This is a genomic window from Photobacterium proteolyticum, assembly GCF_001939735.1.
GTDB classification, from domain to species: domain Bacteria; phylum Pseudomonadota; class Gammaproteobacteria; order Enterobacterales; family Vibrionaceae; genus Photobacterium; species Photobacterium proteolyticum.
Map to the genome: position 1 here is coordinate 58,860 of NZ_MJIL01000043.1, position 20,456 is coordinate 79,315.

A 20,456-nucleotide genomic window follows, 5' to 3' on the forward strand; every position below is an offset into this window, starting at 1 on the left:
ACTCAATGTCCAACAACTACGATTCATCAAGTATTAAGGTACTAAAAGGCCTTGATGCGGTACGTAAGCGCCCAGGGATGTACATTGGCGATACCGATGACGGTACTGGCTTGCACCATATGGTGTTTGAGGTCGTCGATAACTCAATCGATGAAGCTCTTGCTGGCCACTGTGAAGATATCATTGTCACCATCCATGAAGACGGCTCTGTTTCAGTGAGTGATGATGGTCGTGGTATTCCGACAGATATGCACCCCGAGGAAGGGGTTTCAGCAGCAGAAGTTATCATGACCGTCCTGCACGCAGGCGGTAAGTTTGATGATAACTCTTATAAAGTCTCGGGCGGTCTGCACGGGGTAGGTGTCTCGGTGGTGAATGCGCTGTCCGAGAAAGTTGAACTGACTATCCACCGCAAGGGCTCTATTCACCAGCAGGTTTACCGCCATGGTGAACCGGAAGCGCCGTTGGCTGTGATCGGCGATACCGAGAAAACCGGTACCCGTATCCGTTTCTGGCCAAGTGATGAGACGTTCTCCAATATTGAATTTCAATATGAGATTCTGGCCAAGCGACTTCGTGAACTGTCTTTCCTGAACTCAGGCGTATCTATCAAGCTGAATGACGAGCGCGAGGAAGGCAAACAAGACCACTTTATGTATGAAGGTGGTATCCAGGCGTTTGTCGAGCACCTGAACCGTAACAAGACGCCAATTCATCCGAAAGTTTTCCATTTCGACTTCGAGCGTGAAGACGGCATTTCGGTAGAAGTCGCGATGCAGTGGAACGATGGTTTCCAGGAAAATATCTACTGCTTTACCAACAATATCCCGCAGCGCGATGGCGGTACCCACCTTGCCGGTTTCCGTGGCGCGCTGACGCGTACGTTGAATAACTTCATGGACAAGGAAGGGTATTCGAAGAAAGCCAAGACGGCCACGTCTGGCGATGATGCCCGCGAAGGTCTGACGGCTGTTGTATCGGTTAAAGTGCCGGATCCAAAATTCTCTAGCCAGACCAAAGACAAGCTGGTTTCGAGTGAAGTGAAGCCTGCTGTTGAATCAGCGATGGGTGAGAAACTTGGCGAGTTCTTGCTGGAAAACCCAAGCGATGCAAAGACGGTTTGTACCAAAATTATCGATGCCTCCCGTGCTCGTGAAGCGGCCCGTAAAGCACGCGAGATGACACGCCGTAAAGGTGCGTTGGACCTGGCTGGTCTGCCGGGCAAGCTGGCAGATTGCCAGGAGAAAGATCCTGCGCTGTCTGAACTCTACATAGTGGAGGGTGACTCTGCGGGCGGTTCCGCCAAGCAGGGCCGCAACCGTAAGAACCAGGCGATTTTGCCGCTTAAAGGTAAAATTCTGAACGTTGAGAAGGCACGCTTTGACAAGATGCTGTCTTCGCAGGAAGTCGCCACGCTGATCACTGCCATGGGCTGTGGTATCGGTCGCGATGAGTACAACCCGGACAAACTGCGTTACCACAACATCATCATCATGACCGATGCCGATGTCGATGGCTCACATATCCGTACCCTGTTATTGACCTTCTTCTATCGTCAAATGCCGGAGCTGATCGAGCGCGGCCATATCTACATTGCTCAGCCACCACTGTATAAAGTGAAGAAGGGCAAGCAAGAGCAGTACATCAAAGATGATGAAGACATGAACCAGTATCAGGTTGCCCTGGCGCTGGATAATGCCGCGCTGTTTGCCGCCGAAGGTGCGCCAGCAGTTTCTGGCCTGGCTCTTGAAGAGTTAGTGAAGCAGTTTAACAGTGCCAACAAGCTGGTGGATCGCATGAGCCGCCGCTACCCGACGTTGTTGCTGAACGAGTTTATCTACCAGCCACGCTTGAGCGTCGATGCCTTGAGCCAGCAAGCTGATGTTGAAGCCTGGACTCAGCCGTTAGTTGCTGCGCTGAACGACAAGCAGTCTGGTGAAAGCAAGTACAACTTCGAAGTGATCCGCGACGAAGAGAACAATGTGTGGTTACCGAAAGTGGTTGTTCGTACCCACGGTGTTGATCATGAATACGTATTGAGCTTTGATTTGCTGAACTCGAAAGAGTATAGCAAGCTGGCTGATTTGTCTGAGGCACTGCACAATCTGCTGGACGATACGGCATATGTTCAACGTGGTGAGCGTAAGCAGCCGGTGAGCAGCTTCAAGGAAGCACTGGACTGGCTGATTAAAGAGTCACGCCGTGGTCTGTCATTACAGCGATACAAAGGTCTGGGTGAGATGAACCCTGAGCAGCTATGGGAAACCACCATGGATCCTGAATCTCGCCGTATGATGCAGGTGACCATTAACGATGCTGTTGCGGCTGACGAGCTGTTCACGACGTTGATGGGTGATCAGGTTGAGCCTCGTCGCCACTTCATCGAAGAGAATGCACTGAACGCGAACTTGGATGTGTAGTCTGAGTTGTTGTTAGCTTTGTTAAAAACGCCGCGCAATGCGGCGTTTTTTTATACCTGTTGTTTTGTATAGAAGGCTGGAGAATATTTCGCGATACCGCCCATTTCTTTCTTGTTCACGGTGAGGTCTGTTTTGTTCTCGGCAACCATGGGTTGAAAAGGGCAGTCATCTTCCGTGGTTAAGAGCACTGAAAAATATTTCAAAAAAAAGAGGGCGAACACTTGGAAATTAAATTAGTTATCCCTATATCTAATAATGAAGCGCATGGTGCCAAAGATTGGGCCTGCAATCGGTTTGTCCCTCAGAGGGAAAACCACTTCAACGACAACATATCGTTATTTTATTGCTTCTAAAGAAGGATAGTTAATATGCGTAATCTAGATTTCACTCCTCTATACCGTTCTGCTATTGGTTTCGATCGTCTGTTTAACCAGATGGAAAAGAATGTCAGTAATGCCAATACGGGTTATCCTCCGTATAACATTGAGCAGCAGGATGAGAATCACTACCGTATCACCATGGCTGTCGCTGGCTTTGCCGAAGAGCAGTTGGATATCACCCAGCAACAGAACAAGCTGATTGTTCGTGGTACCCGAGAAGCCGAAAAGGATGAGCGTCAATACCTGTATCAGGGCATTGCCGAACGCGATTTCGAGCGTAAATTCCAGCTGGCTGACTACGTCAAAGTCATTGGTGCCGGAATGGAAAACGGTTTACTGCACATTGATCTCGAGCGCGAGATCCCGGAAGAGCAGAAGCCGCGCAAGATTGCGATCAACGGTCATCGTTTGCTTGAAAACGAGTAATATCGTTCCTATGTCCATCTGGTAACGGACATCGTGGTGCAACAGGAGTGAAGGTCAGCCAAGTGCTGGCCTTTTTGATGTTTGCCTCTCAGCTTTACACCATTATTGTTTTCGCGCTGTACTCAACGGTTATTTCTTCCTTTGGTTCTGGTGGTTGTGAGGATAGGAGTTCGTAGTGCTGGCTTGTCGAGGGGATCCTGTTTGCAGGCTTTACGCGCTATGATTACAAGAGTTGTTTCACGTGAAACGCTTTCATATTCCTATTTGTTCAGTCGAGATCGCTATGGCCGGAAAAACACGTTACATCACCACGGATCTGGATATTTTTTCGAATCGGGACTTGTCTGAGCTAGCGGCATTCTTTCAAGACGTAACCTGCATCCTTCATTGCGGATGGCGTAGTGATGATGTCTTTCATTTATGCCTTGAACCTAATTCTGATAGCGAGAACAAACTCGGGGAAGATTTGGAAAACCTGTTATCGGCTGTTGAGCAGTTGCCCGGTGAACTAAGCACTCTGTGGCGATCGGCAAGCGAAGTCGATTTCAATATTGGCGTCGAAACAGGGGACTGTCACGGCCACAACATGAAAGTCTCCGCTAAGCACCTTGAGCGTATTGCCAGACTGAACGGCACCTTGAGTATAACGACCTATCCGGCGGAGTGAGCATGAAATGATAAGCGCTGCCAGGTGGCAGCGCTAAATTTCCTAACGAGGTTTTGTTTTCTTGCCGGCTAGAGTAGGTCTGACGCTAGGTGCAAAGTAAGCCTTAGCTGGCTTATTGACCTTGGTAGGCTTTGGTCACTTCCTCTGCGATGACTGCAATACCTCTCTCCATGTCCTCGTCGTTCTGGACATAGTTCATTCTCAGGCATTCATGACCATGGCTCCAGTCATCATCAAGCCCGATAAAGAAATACTCTCCCGGCACAATGAGTACGCCGCGGGCTTTCAGTCGGCGGTAAAGTTCCATCGTGGTGATAGGTAGATCTTTAAACCATAACCACAGGAACATTGCTCCTTCGGGCTTGTGGATCCTGAAGCGCTCGTCAGTAATGGCTGACTGCAATAGCTCAACGGCATGTTGTGACTTACGCAGGTAGAACGGCTTGATAACCTGCTCACTGAGACGAAGCAGATCCTGCTTTTCGATCATCTTATTGACAATGGCCGGGCCGACGCTGCCGGGTGCCAGGCTGAGTACACCATTCATATTGGTGATGGCCGTGGTGATTTCCTCGCTAGCTACTACGATGCCACAACGTACCCCGGGCAGGCCAAGCTTGGACAGGCTCATACAGAGGATGGTGTTGTCATTCCAAAATGGTGTGACGTCCTCGAAAATGATGTCGGGGAACGGCATGCCGTAGGCGTTATCAATGATCAACGGAATGTTATGTTCGCGTGCTAACTCATCAAGGTGCTTGATCTCTTCATCCGTCAGTACATTCCCGGTTGGATTAGTTGGACGAGAGGCGCAAATAGCACCGATGCTGCTGTCGACTTTCAGCTCTTTGAAGTCGATGTGGTATTTGAACAAACCGTTCTCTAGCAGGGTGATTTCCGGGTGATAGGAGACGAACATGTCTTCACTGAGTCCTGAGTCACCATAGCCAATATATTCCGGGGCTAAAGGAAGCAGTATTTTCTTCCGGCTACCGTCACCAAATTCACCGGCGAGTAAATTGAATAAGTTAAAGAAAGCACTTTGGCTGCCATTGGTCAGCGAGATGTTTTTGGCACTGATATCCCAGCCATAGGTGTCACGCAGCAGGTCGGCGAGAGCACTGATAAAGGTATTCTTGCCTTGCGGACCATCATAGTTGGTCAGTGCCGCTGCCAGCTCGCCGGTTGTGACCATCTCTCCGCTCAGCTGGTTAAAGTACTCGACCATTTCTGGGATTTGAGCTGGGTTACCGCCACCGAGCATGATGGCGTCAGGGTTACGCAAGCCGTCGTTTAAATCATCCATTAGCTGGGTGATCCCAGAATAACGGGCAAACTTGTCTCCGAATGTAGAAAACTCCATGTTTACTTCCGACCTCAGTCTATTGTTCTTATCTTTGGTGATATTGCTACTGTATAGCTTATGTACAGATTTCAACATACCTCATTGTGCTGATAAGGGAAAGACTAAGCCAATTGCTTTATGTCTTGTGGGCTATCTTTAGTGTTGTAGAACGAATAGGTGAGGGCATGTGCTGTTCGGACGGTGTTTCACATGAAACGAAATGGGCTGGGATGACAAAGCCGGGGCGAATAACAGGTATAAAAAAACCCCACGCATGTGCATGGGGTTTGCGTATTTCGAATCAGGTTATTTCTGCAGAAGAGAAATATCCGCAACCTTCAGGAATTCGTTACGTAGCAGGCTAAGCATAGTCAGACGGTTCACTTTCAGTTTCTCGTCATCAGCCATTACCATTACGTTATCGAAGAAGGCATCGACGGCTTCACGCAGCGTTGCCAGCTCAGACAGAGCTTGCTGGTAGTTGCCTTCGGCAAAGACCGGCGCTAGCGCTGTTAGCTTGGCCTCGACTTTTTCCGCCAAAGCTTTTTCGGCGTCTTCAACCAACAGGCTGCTATCAATCGCGGCTGGTAGTTCACCATCGAATTTTGCCAGGATATTACCTACACGTTTGTTAGCTGCAGCCAGTGATTCGGCAGCTTCCAGTGAACGGAAGTGGGTAACGGCTTTGACACGCTTGTCGAAGTCAGCTGGTTGGGTAGGGCGACGAGCCAGAACGGCCTGAATCGCATCCACGCTATGGCCTTCATCTTGGTACCATGTACGGAAACGACCTAGCATGAAGTCGATAACATCAGCTTCAACGTTGTGGTTGGTGATCTTGGCACCGAACAGCTCTTTGGCCTTGGTGATCAGCGCTACCAGATCAAGGTTGTAGCCTTTCTCTACCATGATGCGTAGTGCACCAAGCGCAGCACGGCGAAGTGCGAACGGGTCGTTGGCACCTTTCGGGTGCTGACCGATACCGAAGATACCAACCAGAGTATCCATCTTGTCTGCCAGGGCTACTGCAGCAGCAACAGCAGACTGCGGAAGTTCGTCACCGGCGAAACGAGGCATGTACTGCTCGTTCAGTGCCACAGCAACATCTTCATGCTCACCGTCAAGGCGCGCATAGTGCATGCCCATCACACCCTGCGTATCGGTAAACTCGAATACCATAGAGGTCATCAGATCGCACTTGGACAGCAGGCCAGCGCGCTCTGCGTGCTCGACATCTGCACCAATCAGGTTGGCGATGAAGCCGGCCATGGCCGTGATGCGGTCAGTCTTGTCGCGCAGGGTACCCAGCTGTTTCTGGAACAGTACGGTTTCTAATTCTGGCAGGCGTTCAATCAGCGGACGCTTGCGGTCAGTGTTGAAGAAGAACTCGGCATCTGCCAGGCGAGGGCGTACAACCTTCTCGTTACCTTCGATGATCTGACGTGGGTCTTTCGACTCAATGTTAGAAACAAAGATAAACTTAGGAACCAGGTTGCCTTCGGCATCATAGACAGGGAAGTACTTCTGATCGCCTTTCATGGTGTAAACCAGGGCTTCAGAAGGAACGTTAAGGAAGTCTTCCTCGAAAGAGGCTGTCAGTACAACCGGCCACTCGACCAATGAAGTCACTTCTTCAACCAGCTCGTCTTCAAGGTCGGCAATTCCGCCAACTTCCTCTGCTGCTTTCTTGGCATCGGCGAGGATAATGGCTTTACGCGCTTCGTAATCTGCCATGACCTTTCCGCGTTCTTCGAGAATCGCAGGGTACTGATCTGCGTTGTCGATGGTAAACTCAGCTTCGCCCATAAAGCGGTGACCGCGGATAATACGGCCTGACTGTGCACCCAGGATCGTACCTTCAATCAGCTCTTCGCCCAGTAGCATTGTCAGGGTTTTAACCGGACGGATGAACTGGGTATCGCTGTCCCCCCAGCGCATTGGCTTAGGGATAGGTAGTTTGGCAAGTGCCGCAGCCGCAAGGTCACATAGTAATGCCTGAGCGGGTTGGCCTTTGACTTCCTGTTTGTACAGCAGCCATTCGCCTTTGTCTGTTTTCAGGCGCTCTGCCTGATCGACGCTGATGCCATTACCACGTGCCCAGCCTTGTGCGGCTTTGGTCGGGTTGCCTTCGGCATCAAACGCCGAGCTAATAGCCGGGCCGCGCTTCTCAACGATTTTATCGGCCTGACCTGCAGCCAGTGCAGTCACTTTCAATGCCAGACGACGAGGGGCGGCAAACCACTCAACGCCTTGATGCGCCAGATCAGCGCCTTTTAGTTCGGCTTCAAAGTTTGCCGCAAATGCTTCGGCAAGGGTACGCAGTGCTTTTGGTGGTAGCTCTTCGGTACCTAGCTCAATAAGGAAATTCTTGTCGGTCATGCGATACCCTTATTTGTCTTTTTTGCACATAGGGAAGCCAAGGGCTTCGCGAGATGCGTAGTAAGCTTCGGCAACCTGTTTGGTCAGGTTACGGATACGCAGGATATAGCGCTGACGCTCGGTCACCGAGATAGCTTTGCGTGCATCGAGTAGGTTAAAGGCATGACCTGCTTTTAGAATTCGCTCGTAGGCAGGCAATGGCAGCGGCTGCTCCAGTGCCAGAAGATCCTGACACTCTTTCTCGCACTGGTCGAAGAAGGTGAACAGGAAATCTACGTCTGCGTGTTCAAAGTTGTAGGTTGACTGTTCGACTTCGTTCTGGTGGAAAATGTCACCGTAAGTGACTTTACCCAGTGGACCGTCGGTCCATACAAGATCGTAAACAGAATCGACGCCCTGGATATACATTGCCAGACGCTCGATACCGTAAGTGATTTCACCGGTAACCGGCTTACATTCAAGGCCACCAACCTGCTGGAAGTAAGTGAACTGCGTCACTTCCATACCATTTAGCCAGACTTCCCAACCAAGTCCCCAGGCACCCAGGGTCGGGTTCTCCCAGTTATCCTCGACAAAACGGATGTCGTGAACTGTGGTGTCGATACCGAGTACTTCTAGTGAGCCTAGGTACAGTTCCTGGATATTGTCTGGTGATGGCTTGATGATCACCTGGAACTGATAGTAGTGCTGTAGGCGGTTCGGGTTTTCACCATAACGGCCGTCTGTCGGGCGGCGAGATGGTTGTACATACGCTGCTGCAATAGGTTCTGGACCCAGAGCTCGTAGACATGTCATCGGGTGAGAGGTACCTGCACCAACTTCCATGTCTAAAGGTTGCACAATGGTACAACCTTGCTGGCCCCAGTAATCCTGCAGCGCGAGGATCATGCCCTGAAAGGTTTTAATATCGTATTTCTGCATTGTCAGCTTCGCGAGATTAGTGGATTAAAAGTCATTTGAGTAACAATCCAGTATACCTCGCATGGCATTTGTCGAGTAGGGCCATTGCATGCTTTTTGCTCATCTTTGATTAATTTGCTTAAAATAGTTGGGAAATCCGGTAAGGTCGTTGCGGGATGATGAATTTGACATTGTCCTGATGTACTGGTTTTTTCTCTCTATACAATATTCAGGCTCCTGTCTGTGCCGTATGCTATACAGTTACAGTTTATGGCCGAAACAATCACATCGATACGAAATCGAGACTAAATGGACAAAACAATGGACTTCAATTTTTCGCTAGCATCCGGTAAATGGATGCGACATGTAATTTTTGCCACTGCGACAGCTATGGTTGCTTCCGGTTGTTCGACAGTGAACCCTTACACAGGGGAAGAGCAGACAGCCAAGGCGACGAGTGGTGCACTGATCGGTGCCGTTGCCGGTGCGGCAATTGGTGTGGCTTCTTCCGGTAAGAGTGACCGTGGTAAAGGTGCACTGATTGGTGCTGCGTCCGGTGCCGCACTGGGTGGTGGTATTGGTTACTATATGGATGTTCAGGAAGCTGAGCTTCGCCAGCAGCTGCAATCTACCGGTATCAGCGTGACGCGTGACGGTGACAATATTGTTCTGAATATGCCGAACGAGATTACGTTCGGTGTCGATCAGACTGATCTCAGTTCACGGGCCAAGAAAGCCTTATATAATGTAGCGCTGGTTGCCAAGGAATACGACAAGACCATCCTTAACGTATACGGGTTCACCGACAGCAGCGGTAAAGAGTCGTATAACTTGCGCCTGTCGCAGGTACGCGCCAGTGAAGTGAGCAATTACCTGATCCGCGAGGGTGTTGTGGCTAACCGAGTGGTGACCAAGGGGATGGGTGAGTCCCACCCGATTGCGTCTAACAGCACCAAGCAAGGCCGTGCAGAAAACCGCCGTGTTGAAATTGTGCTGACACCGGCATCGTAATTTTGCCTACCTCTATGTTGCTGGCGTATACTCGCCGGCAGCATTCTTGTTCTTCCCGCACTTCTGCCGACAACACTTGATCCGACCTATTTTAGTGGTTATTATTCCTGCTCCTTTGGGGAGTAGCCTCTCGATCTATCGAGATAATCGTCAACATAATTGAAGCAAAATCTTCATGGCGGTTATGACTCACATTAATCCTACTAGTGAGTTTGGCGAGACCATTGGCAAACCAGCATGAACCGGGGTGGGGCATGTGTGTTTGTCCGTGGTTGCTAACTATAATCCTCGCCCCAATGAGCATGCCGTGAGTGTTTTAGCTGTTTCAATTACTACTGTTGCCTTGGCCGAAATTGGTGATAAGACCCAATTACTATCGCTGTTGCTGGCGAGCCGATATCGCAAACCTGTGCCTATCATCTTGGCTATCTTTCTAGCAACTATTGCCAATCATGCCCTGGCAGCCTGGCTCGGTGTCGTTGTCGCTGATTATCTGACGCCGGATGTGTTGAAGTGGGTACTGGTTGTCAGTTTTGTGCTGATGGCAGGGTGGATCCTGATCCCCGACAAGCTTGAAGATGACGAAGAGATCTCTAACCGTGGCCCGTTCGTGGCAAGCTTTATTGCTTTCTTTGTGGCGGAGATTGGCGACAAAACGCAGGTCGCGACAACCATGCTTGGGGCAAAGTATCACGATGCGCTAATTTTGGTGGTGCTGGGCACGACTATCGGGATGCTACTGGCCAATGTGCCTGTGGTATTGATTGGCAAGCTTTCGGCGGAGCGTATGCCGCTGGGGATCATCCGGAAGGTGACCGCTGCGATGTTCGCCGGTCTGGCGGTTGCTGCAGTATTTGGACTGTAAGAATGATGACTGCCATGTTTCACATGGAACATTTAGCCACATCATCTAGATGACAAAGCGATGACAGCTTGATGAACTGTGACTTTGTTTACAGTGTGCAACTGGATGCCATGCTAAGGTGAAACCAGTGACGATAAGCTGTAAGTAGGAGGGAGTATGAACCGTTTTGTTGCTATTTCTCCGCAAAGCCAGTTTTGGCTGTTTAACGTGGCGTTGGCTCTCAATATTCTGGGAATGGTTCTCACGGATATGTGGCTGCCAATGGTGGTCGGTGCCATTGTGACTACCTACTTGTCTGTCGATGCCTTGGTTCGTTTGCGTTATGTGATCCCGATGAAAAAGGAGATCCGGGAGTTACGACACGAGTTAGAAAAAGCGCACAAGGCAATGCGTGATAACTACCAGTAGGCTGCTGCTCGACAGCAGACAGCGATAAATGAATAAGCAAAAGGCAGCTCGGTGAGCTGCCTTTTTTAATTGGTGCCTTTTTGGATCAGATACCGATAGGGAAGCTGCTCGGTGTCGGCGGCCAGCAGGGTATGGTCCATAAAGCGGCAAAAGCTGGGAATATCCCGGGTGGTTGACGGATCATCGGCCGTGACCAGAAGCGTGTCTCCCTCGGCCATCTTGCGGACGGTTTTGCGTACCATCATTACCGGCTCAGGGCAGCGCAGTCCCTGGGCTTCCAGGCTGTGAGTCGGGTTTTCAAAAATCGCTGTCATAACATGTACGTGTAGTTTCGAAGACTCTGATCATACTTATGGGTAAGAATTAATCAATAAGGCTTGGCAAATCAAAATAAAACGTGTAACGTATTTAACAAGTCATTAACGTTTATCTTCTGAAGGATTAGGAGGAACTATGTTGACTCAGATGGATCGCTTAACCATTTACTGTGTGCTGTGCTTTATTACCTTTTGCTCTCTGGTTCTGCGCAGCCCTGACAATACAAGTATTTTCGCGCTTGGTGGTTTAATTGCCGCCGCGCTCGGCCTCTGGTTTGAACTCACCAACTCACCAGAGCTCGAAGAGGAAGAACACTAACATTGCACATCTACTACACTCCCCCAGTTTTCTTGGGCTTCCCCGCTTTTATAGCGGGATTTTTTTTGTCTGGCGTTCCATAATATCTCTCCCTGTACTGCGGTTACCAAAAGAGTAAGGCCTGCTATGGAGCTGGAAGAAGTCTATCGTCGTGATTTAAATTTACTGGTGGCACTGAAAGTGTTGCTTGAAGAAGGCAGTGTCAGCCGGGCGGCGGTAAGGCTGAACCTGAGCCAGTCGGCAATGAGTCGTGTACTGGGGCGTTTGCGGGAACTGCTGGGCGATCCGCTCTTTACCCGCCAGGGGCAGCGCCTGCTGCCGACTCAGAGGGCGCTGGAGCTGAGTGAGTCACTTAACGAGCCCTTGGAGGCAATGCGAATTCTGCTTACGCCGAGTGATTTCAAGCCGGCGCTGTGCGAACAGCACTTTGTTATCGCAACGACCGACTATGCCATGCAGACGATTTTGCCGTTTGCCTTGCCGCGTATCTACGAAGAAGCGCCGAATATTTCATTGGAGTTTCCTCCGCTTCAGCATGATCATTTGCTGGAGCAGCTAACAACGGACGGTTGTGACATGGCCATCTGTCGGCCAATCGGTCCTATCGAGCCATTATGCCGCGACCACTTGGGGCTGGTGAGTGTGTTCTGCATGCTGTCAAAGAACCATCCCTTGGCAGATAAGGAGCTCACGCTAGAGGATTACCTGACTTTCCCCCATGCCATCATTGCAATCAGTGACGGGGTGAAGTCGTTGATTGATGATGCGCTACGGGGCTACCGTCCGCGGAAGATGGTATTGCGGGCCTATCACCTCGAAGCTGCCCTTGCCATAGTCGACAAGATGCCATTGCTCATAACCGTACCGGCAGACTTGGCCTATCTGGTAGCAGAAAAGCACAACCTGGTGATTAAGTCGTTGCCGTTTGAGTTTAAACCGTTTGACTACTCACTGATCTGGCACCCCCGCTGTGAGCACTCGGCGTCACAGATTTGGTTGCGTAACCTGCTTAAGGAAGAGTGCGGCAAACTTATCGACAAACGGATCTACGATATGGGATTGCTGTAGTTCGAGTTGCTTGCCGGATGGAATGAAAGTGAAATAAAAAAGGCCAGCATGATGCTGGCCAAGGTAGTCATCTGTTTCTTTTATAATGTTTTTGAGCTTATAGCTTAATCACGACACGACCGGTGATCTGGCCGTTGGTAATCGCTTCTGCACATTCAGCGACGCCTTCCAGGTTTACTTCACGACATGCCTGCTCGTAGTAGCTTGTTGGGAGCAGTTCTGTCAGGCGCTGCCATGCTTGCTGGCGCTTTTCAAACGGACAGGCAACAGAGTCCACGCCTTGAAGCCTTACATTACGCAGGATGAAAGGCATGACGGTGGTCGGCAGGTCAAAGCCACCGGCCAGGCCGCAAGCAGCAACGGCGCTGTTGTAATCCATTTGTGCCAATACTTTTGCCAGTACTTTGCTACCGACGGTATCTACGGCACCTGCCCATACCTGTTTTTCCAAAGGACGAGCCGGCTCTTCAAATACACTGCGCTCAATAACGCGTGCTGCGCCAAGCTGTTTTAGCAGCTCGCCATTTTCTTCAATGCGACCTGTGACTGCCGCGACTTGGTAACCCATTTGTGCCAGAAGCGTGACGGCAACAGAGCCAACACCACCGCTCGCGCCGGTTACCAGAATTTCTCCCGCTTCTGGTTTCACACCGGCATCAACCAGAGCCTGGACACAAAGCATGGCAGTCAGGCCGGCGGTACCGACCATCATGGCCTGCTTGCCATTGAGGCCGGATGGTAGTGGAACCAGCCAGTCGGCTTTCAGGCGCGCTTTTTCTGCCATGCCGCCCCAGTGGCCTTCGCCAACGCCCCAGCCAGTCAAAACCACTTTATCGCCTGCCTGATAGCGGCTGTCGCTTGATTCAGACACGGTACCGGTCAGATCAATACCTGGAACCATTGGAAACTGGCGGACAATTTTGCCTTTACCTGTGATGGCCAGGCCATCTTTGTAGTTCAGGGAAGAGTAATCGACATCAATGAGCACATCACCTTCCGGGAGTTGTGATTCGTCGACTTGCTGGATGCCAGCGATAGTTTTTTTCTCTTCTTGGTTTAGAACCAGTGCCTTAAACATAGGTATGCTCCGAGTTTATAAAAGGGGCGTTGCTGGATTACGAGTGTAGTCCGGTTGTTGTTATGAATAAAATGAAACTTTGTCATTTTATCTATGCTTGTTGTGCATTCATTTATGAGGGTAATTCAGAGGTGGGGCTGAAAGAATGAAGAGCCAGCAGGAGCTGGCTCTGGTTGAGTGGTGGTTACTCGACACGCTCAAAGACAGTCGCAATACCCTGACCGAGGCCGATACACATGGTCGCAAGGCCAAACTGCACATCCTGATGCTCCATCAGGTTAATTAACGTGGTGGAAATACGAGAACCCGAGCAGCCTAACGGGTGCCCGAGCGCGATAGCCCCGCCGTTAAGGTTGACCTTTTCGTCGACTTTGTCCAGAAGACCGAGGTCTTTGGCACATGGCAGTGACTGGGCGGCAAAGGCTTCGTTAAGTTCAACCATCCCGATATCGTCCATGGTCAACCCGGCACGCTTGAGCGCCTTCTGGGTCGCCGGTACCGGGCCATAACCCATGATTGACGGATCGCAACCGGCGATGGCCATGGATTTTACCCGGGCACGGATCGTCAGGCCGAGTGCCTTGGCTTTTTCCTCGCTCATTACCAGCATGGCAGAGGCACCGTCAGACAGGGCAGACGAGGTACCGGCAGTGACCGTACCGTTGGCTGGGTCAAAGACCGGGCGCAGGCCAGCCAGAGTCTCGACGGTTGTTTCCGGGCGGATTACCTCATCGTAGTCAAACAGCTTCAATGCGCCTGTTTCGTCATGGCCCTCGGTAGCCAGAATTTCATTGTTGAAGCGACCTTCCACGGTTGCAGCCTGGGCGCGTTGGTGGGATCGGGCGGCAAACTCATCTTGCATCTCCCGGCTGATACCATGCATCCGGCCCAGCATTTCAGCGGTCAGTCCCATCATTCCCGCTGCCTTGGCGACTGATTTTGATAGCCCTGGGTGGAAATCAACGCCGTGGTTCATCGGCACATGACCCATATGTTCGACGCCGCCAATCAGACAGGTATCGGCATCACCTACCATGATAGTGCGTGTGGCATCGTGCAAGGCCTGCATTGATGAACCGCATAGGCGGTTGACCGTGGTTGCCCCCACAGTGTGCGGGATACCAGCCAGCAGAGCCGCATTGCGGGCGACGTTAAAACCCTGCTCAAGGGTTTGCTGAACACAGCCCCAGTAGATATCCTCAATTGATGACGGATCGACCTGCGGGTTACGGGCCAGCAGGCCTTGCATCAGATGGGCGGAGAGATCTTCCGCCCTGACATTTCTGAACGCACCGCCTTTAGATCGCCCCATCGGGGTACGGATACAATCAACAATTACGACATTATTCATTTTCTGTTCCTCATCCTTAAGCCGTCTTAAGCATCGTGCTGTGCGTTGTAGTAGGTTTCGCCTTGGCTGGCTTTCTGGCGGAGACCTTCCGGAACCTGATAAACCGCACCGAGGTGGGCATATTGATCTGCCATTGCCACATATTCAGCCAGACCAAGCGTATCAAGGTAGCGGAAAACACCGCCGCGGAATGGTGGGAAGCCCAGGCCATATACCAATGCCATATCGGCTTCTGCCGGGCTGGCTATGATGTCTTCTTCCAGACAGCGGACGACTTCGTTAATCATCGGAATCATGATGCGGGCGATGACTTCTTCGCTGCTGTACTCGGTGGCTTTACCGGCGACAGGTGCCAGTAGTTCGGCAACCTCCGGATCCAGGGTTTTCTTCGGCTTGCCCTTGCGGTCAATCGAGTAGGCAAAGAAACCCTTGCCGTTTTTCTGGCCGAAGCGCTTGGCCTCGAACATGACATCGACGGCATCTTTGTAGTCTTTGCCCATGCGCTCAGGGAAGCCTTCTGCCATGACTGCCTGGGCATGGTGGGCAGTATCAATACCGACAACATCCAGCAGGTAGGCAGGCCCCATTGGCCAGCCGAACTGTTTCTCCATGATCTTGTCGACCTTGGTGAAATCGGCACCGTCGCGCAGCAACATGCTAAAGCCGGCAAAGTATGGGAAAAGAACACGGTTGACGAAAAAGCCCGGGCAGTCATTGACGACGATAGGGGATTTGCCCATTTTGGCAGCATAGGCAACCACGCGGGAGATGGTTTCTTCCGATGTCTTTTCGCCTCGGATGATTTCGACCAGCGGCATACGGTGCACAGGGTTAAAGAAGTGCATACCGCAGAATTTTTCAGGGCGCTTGAGTGACTTGGCCAGCTGGTTGATTGGGATGGTGGAGGTATTTGACGTGATGACTGTTTCGTCACTTACTTTGTCTTCGACCTCAGCCAGCACGGCTGCTTTGACTTTCGGGTTTTCAACGACCGCTTCGACGATAACGTCGCTGTCTTCGATACCGGTATAGTGCAGGCTTGGCTGAATAGCCGATAGCACCTTGGCCATTTTCAGGCCGTCGATGCGGCCGCGCTCCAGTTGCTTGTTAAGCAGTTTGGCGGCTTCTGACATACCGAGCTCTAATGACGGCTCGGCAATATCTTTCATCATAACAGGCACCCCTTTCAGGGCTGACTGGTAGGCGATCCCACCACCCATGATTCCGGCACCCAGGACGGCACCTTTGCTGGTGGCTTTTCCTTCCTTGGCCGCTTGCTTGGCTTTTCCTTTGATCAGCTGATCATTGAGGAAGATACCGACTAGTGCCTGGGCAACATCTGTTTTGGCCAGTTTGATAAAGTGTTTGTTCTCGATAGCAAGTGCTTCGTCTCTCGATAACCGGGCTGCTTCTTCAATAGTAATAACCGAGGTAATCGGCGCTGGGTAGTGCGGGCCGGCAATCTGGCTAACCATCCCTTTGGCCATGGTAAAGCTCATGGTCGCTTCAATTTTATTGAGCGGCAGAGGGGCCTTCTTCTGGGCTCGACGCTGTTGCCAGTCAAGCTTGCCGGCAATGGCATCCTTCATCATGGCAACCGCTGCATTTTTTAATTCTTCCGGGGCAACAACGGCATCAACCAGGCCCAGTTTTAGTGCGTCCTGGGCTTTTTTGTCTTTGCCTGCGGTGATGATTTCCATCGCCGAGTCGGCACCGATAAGGCGGGGAAGGCGAACCGTGCCGCCAAAGCCGGGCATAATACCCAGCTTGGTTTCAGGCAAACCGATGCGGGCAGTGTTGTCTGCGAGACGGAAATCGGTGGCGAGAACACATTCACAGCCACCGCCCAGGGCGTGGCCGTTAATGGCGGAAAGCGTAGGTACGGGTAGATCTTCTAATTTATTGAAGATGTCGTTGGCATGGGCAAGCCATTGTGACAGCTCTTCGGCAGGTTTGGCGAATAGGCCAAGAAACTCTTTAATATCAGCACCGACAACAAATGCATCTTTATCTGATGTCAGCACCAGGCCTTTGAGGTCGCTTTGCTGATAAAGGGCATTCAGGGCTTCATTGAAGCTTTCCAGGGTTTTCAAATCAAATTTGTTGATTGGGCCTGGGGCGTTGAGGTTGAGCTCCGCAATGCCATCATCCAGATAGCTGACGGATAGGGTTTCACCTTGGTAAATCATGTTCTATCTCCGTGAATTCCGGTTCTTTGCCGAATTTGATTTAACTGGTTTGACCTGTTGCCAGGTTAAATCTAGTCTGAACCTGTTATGCAACGATTACAACACCTATTTTAAACAAATGTTTAACTTTTTGCTGCGTGTTGATTGATGTTTTTACCAGTTATGTGATGTTTTCCTATATCAAACAATTGTTTGTGGTTTTGGGGGGATGGTGGGGTAGAAAAGGTTTTTGTTGCAGTTTTGTTGTCTTTTGCCGAGGCTTAAACTTAGCCGAAGGGAAAGTGTGGCATTTGCCGGTTAGTTTGCTTGTGAGCACATCGTAGATGGCAGATAGCACCGAAATCGTAACAGGTTATAGATAACAACTCGTTATCGCGCCTGTTGTGGTATCCTTCGCTCTTATTTTCCTGATTTTGTTTGTGGCTTTTTGATGACAGCAACAGAACCCTATTTTGTGCCAGCAAATGAAGCCTGCTTTGAAGAAGAGATAAAAAAGAGTCGCTTCATTACATACCTTGCCCATACGCCGAATGTCGAGGCGGCGAAAGCATTTGTTCAGCATATAAAGAGCAAGCACAGTGATGCTCGCCATAACTGCTGGGCTTTTGTTGCCGGTCGCCCTTCAGATTCGATGAAGTGGGGCTTTAGTGATGACGGTGAACCATCCGGTACTGCCGGTAAACCAATCTTGGCGCAGTTGACGGGATCGGGAATAGGTGAGATCACAGCAGTGGTCACTCGCTACTCTGGCGGTATCAAGCTAGGTACCGGTGGGCTGGTGAAAGCCTACGGAGGAGGGGTTCAGCAGGCATTAACTGTGTTGCAAACCAAAGAAAAAGTAATAACTTCGGAACTTAGACTGCGCTGTGAGTATAATCAGGTGTCACTAGTCGAGTCGTTGCTTGCCGAATATGCAGGGATTCAGCTTCATGCTGATTATGGAAACCAGGTTCAAATGACCGTGGAGATTGACAGCCGAGTGGTGGATGAGTTTGTGGCCAAGCTCACCAACCGCAGTGGTGGTCGTATTGTCCCGCTATCTGATTCCAATTAATCGCACGAATAATCATAACTACAAGATGAGAGCCGGCTAAGGCATGCAATTTCGTTCCATCATCAGAATTGTCGGGCTTTTGCTCGCGCTATTTAGTGTCACGATGCTGGCACCCGCACTGGTTGCGTTTATTTACCGTGACGGTGCAGGGCTTCCCTTTGTGGTCACCTTCTTTCTTCTTTTTGCGGGCGGTGCCATGCTGTGGCTGCCGAACCGCCATTATCGCCGTGAACTCAAAGCCAGAGATGGTTTCTTGATTGTGGTATTGTTCTGGACCGTTATCGGCAGTGCCGGTGCGGTGCCTTTTATATTGGCCGAAACCCCTGACTTATCCGTAACCGATTCCTTTTTTGAGGCTTTCTCGGCGCTCACAACAACCGGCGCGACAGTCATTGTCGGCTTGGATGAGCTACCGAAGGCGATTCTTTTTTATCGCCAGCTACTGCAATGGTTTGGTGGTATGGGGATCATTGTCTTGGCCGTCGCGATTCTTCCTGTTCTGGGGATCGGGGGTATGCAGCTATACCGGGCAGAAATTCCCGGCCCGGTGAAAGATAGCAAGATGACTCCTCGGATAGCCGAGACTGCGAAAACGTTATGGTATATCTATCTGGCTCTGACGATTAGCTGTGCAGTTGCGTTCTGGATGGCAGGAATGAGTGTATTTGATGCCATTTCTCATAGCTTCTCTACGGTTGCGATTGGTGGTTTCTCTACCCATGATGCCAGCATGGGATATTTTGAGAGCCCGACAATCAATATGATCACGGTTGTTTTCCTGTTGATTTCAGCTTGTAACTTTTCGCTTCACTTTGCAGCTTTTGCCAATGGCGGCATTCACCTGCGTACCTATTGGCGAGATCCTGAATTTAGAGCGTTTCTGGCGACACAGTTTATCCTGCTACTTATCTGTTTTGGTCTGCTGCTTAAGCATCATTCGTATGACTCACTATATGATGCTTTTGATCAGGCGTTGTTCCAGACCGTCTCTATCTCAACGACAGCGGGTTTTACGACTACCAGCTTCTCGGAATGGCCGTTATTTCTGCCGGTATTATTACTTTTCTCTTCCTTTGTCGGTGGCTGTGCAGGTTCGACAGGCGGTGGGATAAAAGTGATCCGGATGCTGCTTCTATTGTTACAAGGTGTGCGTGAACTCAAACGTCTAGTCCACCCGAGAGCGGTTTACACCATCAAAGTGGGCAATAAGGCACTGCCGCAGCGGGTTGTTGATGCGGTATGGGGCTTTTTCTCGGCCTATGCGCTTGTTTTTGTAATTTGTATGTTGGGGCTAATTGCAACTGGGCTTGATGAATTAACGGCTTTTTCTGCGGTAGCGGCGACGTTGAACAACCTTGGCCCGGGGCTGGGTGAGGTGGCTGTACACTTCGGTGAAATCAACGACCCGGCAAAATGGGTACTGGTGATCTCTATGTTATTTGGTCGTCTGGAAGTGTTCACTTTGTTAGTACTGTTCACCCCGACGTTCTGGCGGAATTAATCTCTATATAAAAGGAGAAAACGTGGAAAAGGTATTATTGCTTCACTCGAGCAGTGATGGACAGACGATTAAGATCCTTCGTCATATTGAATCTGCTTTAGGCGAAGGGTACCAGTGTGAGCTAATGGACTTGAATGGACTGCCAACGGTTGATTTCTCTTCTTATAATAGGGTGTTGATCGGTGCATCTATTCGTTATGGCCATTTAAATAAGCAGCTCTATCGCTTTATTGCAGCCAATCAGGCTGCACTGGATAAGTATAAGGTTGGTTTTTTCTGTGTAAACCTGACCGCGAGGAAGGAAGGTAAGAACACACCAGAGACCAGTGCCTATATGAAGACATTCCTGAAAAAGTCCCCATGGGAGCCGAAATTACAGGCCGTATTTGCTGGCGCATTGCGTTATCCCCGTTACGGCTGGTTTGACCGCGTTATGATCCAGTTCATTATGCGTATCACCGGGGGTGAAACGGATACCTCAAAAGAGGTTGAATACACGGATTGGCATAAAGTGGAAGAGTTTGCAGGCCGTTTTAGCCAGTTTTAAGTGGCTTTTTTGATGCTTTCGGGTGTTTTTTGTTCGAACTGTCAATTAGTGCTGTTTTTTTTCAAAAAGCCCCTTGCCAATGTGATCGAAGTCTCTATAATGCGACCCCACTGACACGGAACACGGCAACTTAGCCGGTAACCAGTCAGTTTGTTCTTTAACAATTTGACCATGCAATCTGTGTGGGCACTCGTGAAATGATTAGTCAAACCTTTTGTCTTCACTTTTTAA

General features: G+C 50.4%; 18 protein-coding genes and 1 riboswitch. Of the genes, 11 read left to right on the plus strand and 7 right to left on the minus strand.

Translation table 11 applies throughout. The features are described from left to right. Positions 1 to 5 precede the first annotated feature (5 nt). The 3 genes from gyrB to BIT28_RS02340 all read left to right on the plus strand — a co-directional run bounded on the left by gyrB (position 6) and on the right by BIT28_RS02340 (position 3,893). Positions 6 to 2,420 (plus strand): DNA topoisomerase (ATP-hydrolyzing) subunit B, encoded by a 2,415-nt coding sequence (gene gyrB / locus BIT28_RS02330; protein ID WP_075762032.1) that lies wholly within the window; start codon positions 6 to 8, stop codon positions 2,418 to 2,420. A gap of 368 nt (positions 2,421 to 2,788) precedes the next feature. Then, complete coding sequence (gene ibpA, locus BIT28_RS02335) at positions 2,789 to 3,226, plus strand: small heat shock chaperone IbpA (protein WP_075762033.1); 438 nt, start codon at positions 2,789 to 2,791, stop codon at positions 3,224 to 3,226. Positions 3,227 to 3,467: 241 nt separating this feature from the next. Continuing rightward, positions 3,468 to 3,893: a hypothetical protein gene (locus BIT28_RS02340; protein ID WP_075762034.1), complete on the plus strand. Its 426-nt coding sequence runs from the start codon at positions 3,468 to 3,470 to the stop codon at positions 3,891 to 3,893. A 112-nt stretch (positions 3,894 to 4,005) separates the two neighbouring features. Here the strand turns inward: BIT28_RS02340 and BIT28_RS02345 are convergent, their stop codons facing one another. From BIT28_RS02345 to glyQ, 3 genes are all read right to left on the minus strand, one after another. Continuing rightward, positions 4,006 to 5,256 (minus strand): valine--pyruvate transaminase, encoded by a 1,251-nt coding sequence (locus BIT28_RS02345; protein WP_075762035.1) that lies wholly within the window; start codon positions 5,254 to 5,256, stop codon positions 4,006 to 4,008. 288 nt (positions 5,257 to 5,544) lie between these two features. Then, entirely contained in the window at positions 5,545 to 7,617 is a 2,073-nt protein-coding gene (glyS, locus tag BIT28_RS02350; RefSeq protein WP_075762036.1) for a glycine--tRNA ligase subunit beta, read from the minus strand. A 9-nt stretch (positions 7,618 to 7,626) separates the two neighbouring features. After that, on the minus strand, positions 7,627 to 8,538 hold the full coding sequence (gene glyQ, locus BIT28_RS02355) for a glycine--tRNA ligase subunit alpha (protein WP_075762037.1): 912 nt from the start codon (positions 8,536 to 8,538) through the stop codon (positions 7,627 to 7,629). Between the two features lie 336 nt (positions 8,539 to 8,874). Here glyQ and BIT28_RS02360 point away from each other — a divergent pair, with 336 nt between their 5' ends. The 3 genes from BIT28_RS02360 to BIT28_RS02370 all read left to right on the plus strand — a co-directional run bounded on the left by BIT28_RS02360 (position 8,875) and on the right by BIT28_RS02370 (position 10,801). Further along, positions 8,875 to 9,528 carry a YiaD family glycine zipper/OmpA-like lipoprotein gene (locus BIT28_RS02360; RefSeq protein WP_075762052.1) on the plus strand — a complete coding sequence of 218 codons (654 nt, stop codon included), beginning with the start codon at positions 8,875 to 8,877 and terminating at the stop codon, positions 9,526 to 9,528. A gap of 112 nt (positions 9,529 to 9,640) precedes the next feature. After that, positions 9,641 to 9,742, plus strand: a riboswitch (yybP-ykoY riboswitch). 93 nt (positions 9,743 to 9,835) lie between these two features. Further along, on the plus strand, positions 9,836 to 10,393 hold the full coding sequence (locus tag BIT28_RS02365) for a TMEM165/GDT1 family protein (protein ID WP_075762038.1): 558 nt from the start codon (positions 9,836 to 9,838) through the stop codon (positions 10,391 to 10,393). Between the two features lie 156 nt (positions 10,394 to 10,549). Then, positions 10,550 to 10,801, plus strand: coding sequence for a hypothetical protein (locus BIT28_RS02370; protein WP_075762039.1), 252 nt, complete (start codon positions 10,550 to 10,552; stop codon positions 10,799 to 10,801). Positions 10,802 to 10,866: 65 nt separating this feature from the next. Here the strand turns inward: BIT28_RS02370 and tusA are convergent, their stop codons facing one another. Further along, complete coding sequence (gene tusA / locus BIT28_RS02375) at positions 10,867 to 11,115, minus strand: sulfurtransferase TusA (protein WP_075762040.1); 249 nt, start codon at positions 11,113 to 11,115, stop codon at positions 10,867 to 10,869. A gap of 139 nt (positions 11,116 to 11,254) precedes the next feature. Here tusA and BIT28_RS02380 point away from each other — a divergent pair, with 139 nt between their 5' ends. Together BIT28_RS02380 and BIT28_RS02385 are read left to right on the plus strand one after the other, a co-directional pair. Next, positions 11,255 to 11,437, plus strand: coding sequence for a hypothetical protein (locus BIT28_RS02380; RefSeq protein WP_075762041.1), 183 nt, complete (start codon positions 11,255 to 11,257; stop codon positions 11,435 to 11,437). A gap of 126 nt (positions 11,438 to 11,563) precedes the next feature. Further along, the gene (locus BIT28_RS02385) at positions 11,564 to 12,505 is read left to right on the plus strand and encodes a LysR family transcriptional regulator (protein WP_075762042.1); all 942 of its coding nucleotides are present in this window, start codon (positions 11,564 to 11,566) and stop codon (positions 12,503 to 12,505) included. A gap of 97 nt (positions 12,506 to 12,602) precedes the next feature. Here BIT28_RS02385 and acuI read toward each other — a convergent pair whose 3' ends face one another. From acuI to fadB, 3 genes are all read right to left on the minus strand, one after another. After that, positions 12,603 to 13,583, minus strand: coding sequence for an acrylyl-CoA reductase (NADPH) (gene acuI, locus BIT28_RS02390; protein WP_075762043.1), 981 nt, complete (start codon positions 13,581 to 13,583; stop codon positions 12,603 to 12,605). A gap of 184 nt (positions 13,584 to 13,767) precedes the next feature. After that, positions 13,768 to 14,934, minus strand: a complete 1,167-nt coding sequence (gene fadA, locus BIT28_RS02395; RefSeq protein ID WP_075762044.1) for an acetyl-CoA C-acyltransferase FadA — start codon at positions 14,932 to 14,934, stop codon at positions 13,768 to 13,770. Between the two features lie 26 nt (positions 14,935 to 14,960). After that, complete coding sequence (gene fadB, locus BIT28_RS02400; protein ID WP_075762045.1) at positions 14,961 to 17,123, minus strand: fatty acid oxidation complex subunit alpha FadB; 2,163 nt, start codon at positions 17,121 to 17,123, stop codon at positions 14,961 to 14,963. A gap of 430 nt (positions 17,124 to 17,553) precedes the next feature. Here fadB and BIT28_RS02405 point away from each other — a divergent pair, with 430 nt between their 5' ends. The 3 genes from BIT28_RS02405 to hemG are packed head-to-tail and all read left to right on the plus strand — an operon-like array spanning position 17,554 to position 20,225. Further along, positions 17,554 to 18,177, plus strand: a complete 624-nt coding sequence (locus tag BIT28_RS02405; RefSeq protein WP_075762046.1) for a YigZ family protein — start codon at positions 17,554 to 17,556, stop codon at positions 18,175 to 18,177. A 43-nt stretch (positions 18,178 to 18,220) separates the two neighbouring features. Beyond that, entirely contained in the window at positions 18,221 to 19,678 is a 1,458-nt protein-coding gene (locus BIT28_RS02410; protein ID WP_075762047.1) for a TrkH family potassium uptake protein, read from the plus strand. A 22-nt stretch (positions 19,679 to 19,700) separates the two neighbouring features. Next, a complete protein-coding gene (gene hemG, locus BIT28_RS02415) occupies positions 19,701 to 20,225 on the plus strand; it encodes a menaquinone-dependent protoporphyrinogen IX dehydrogenase (RefSeq protein WP_075762048.1) in 525 nt (174 codons plus the stop codon). Positions 20,226 to 20,456: the final 231 nt, after the last annotated feature.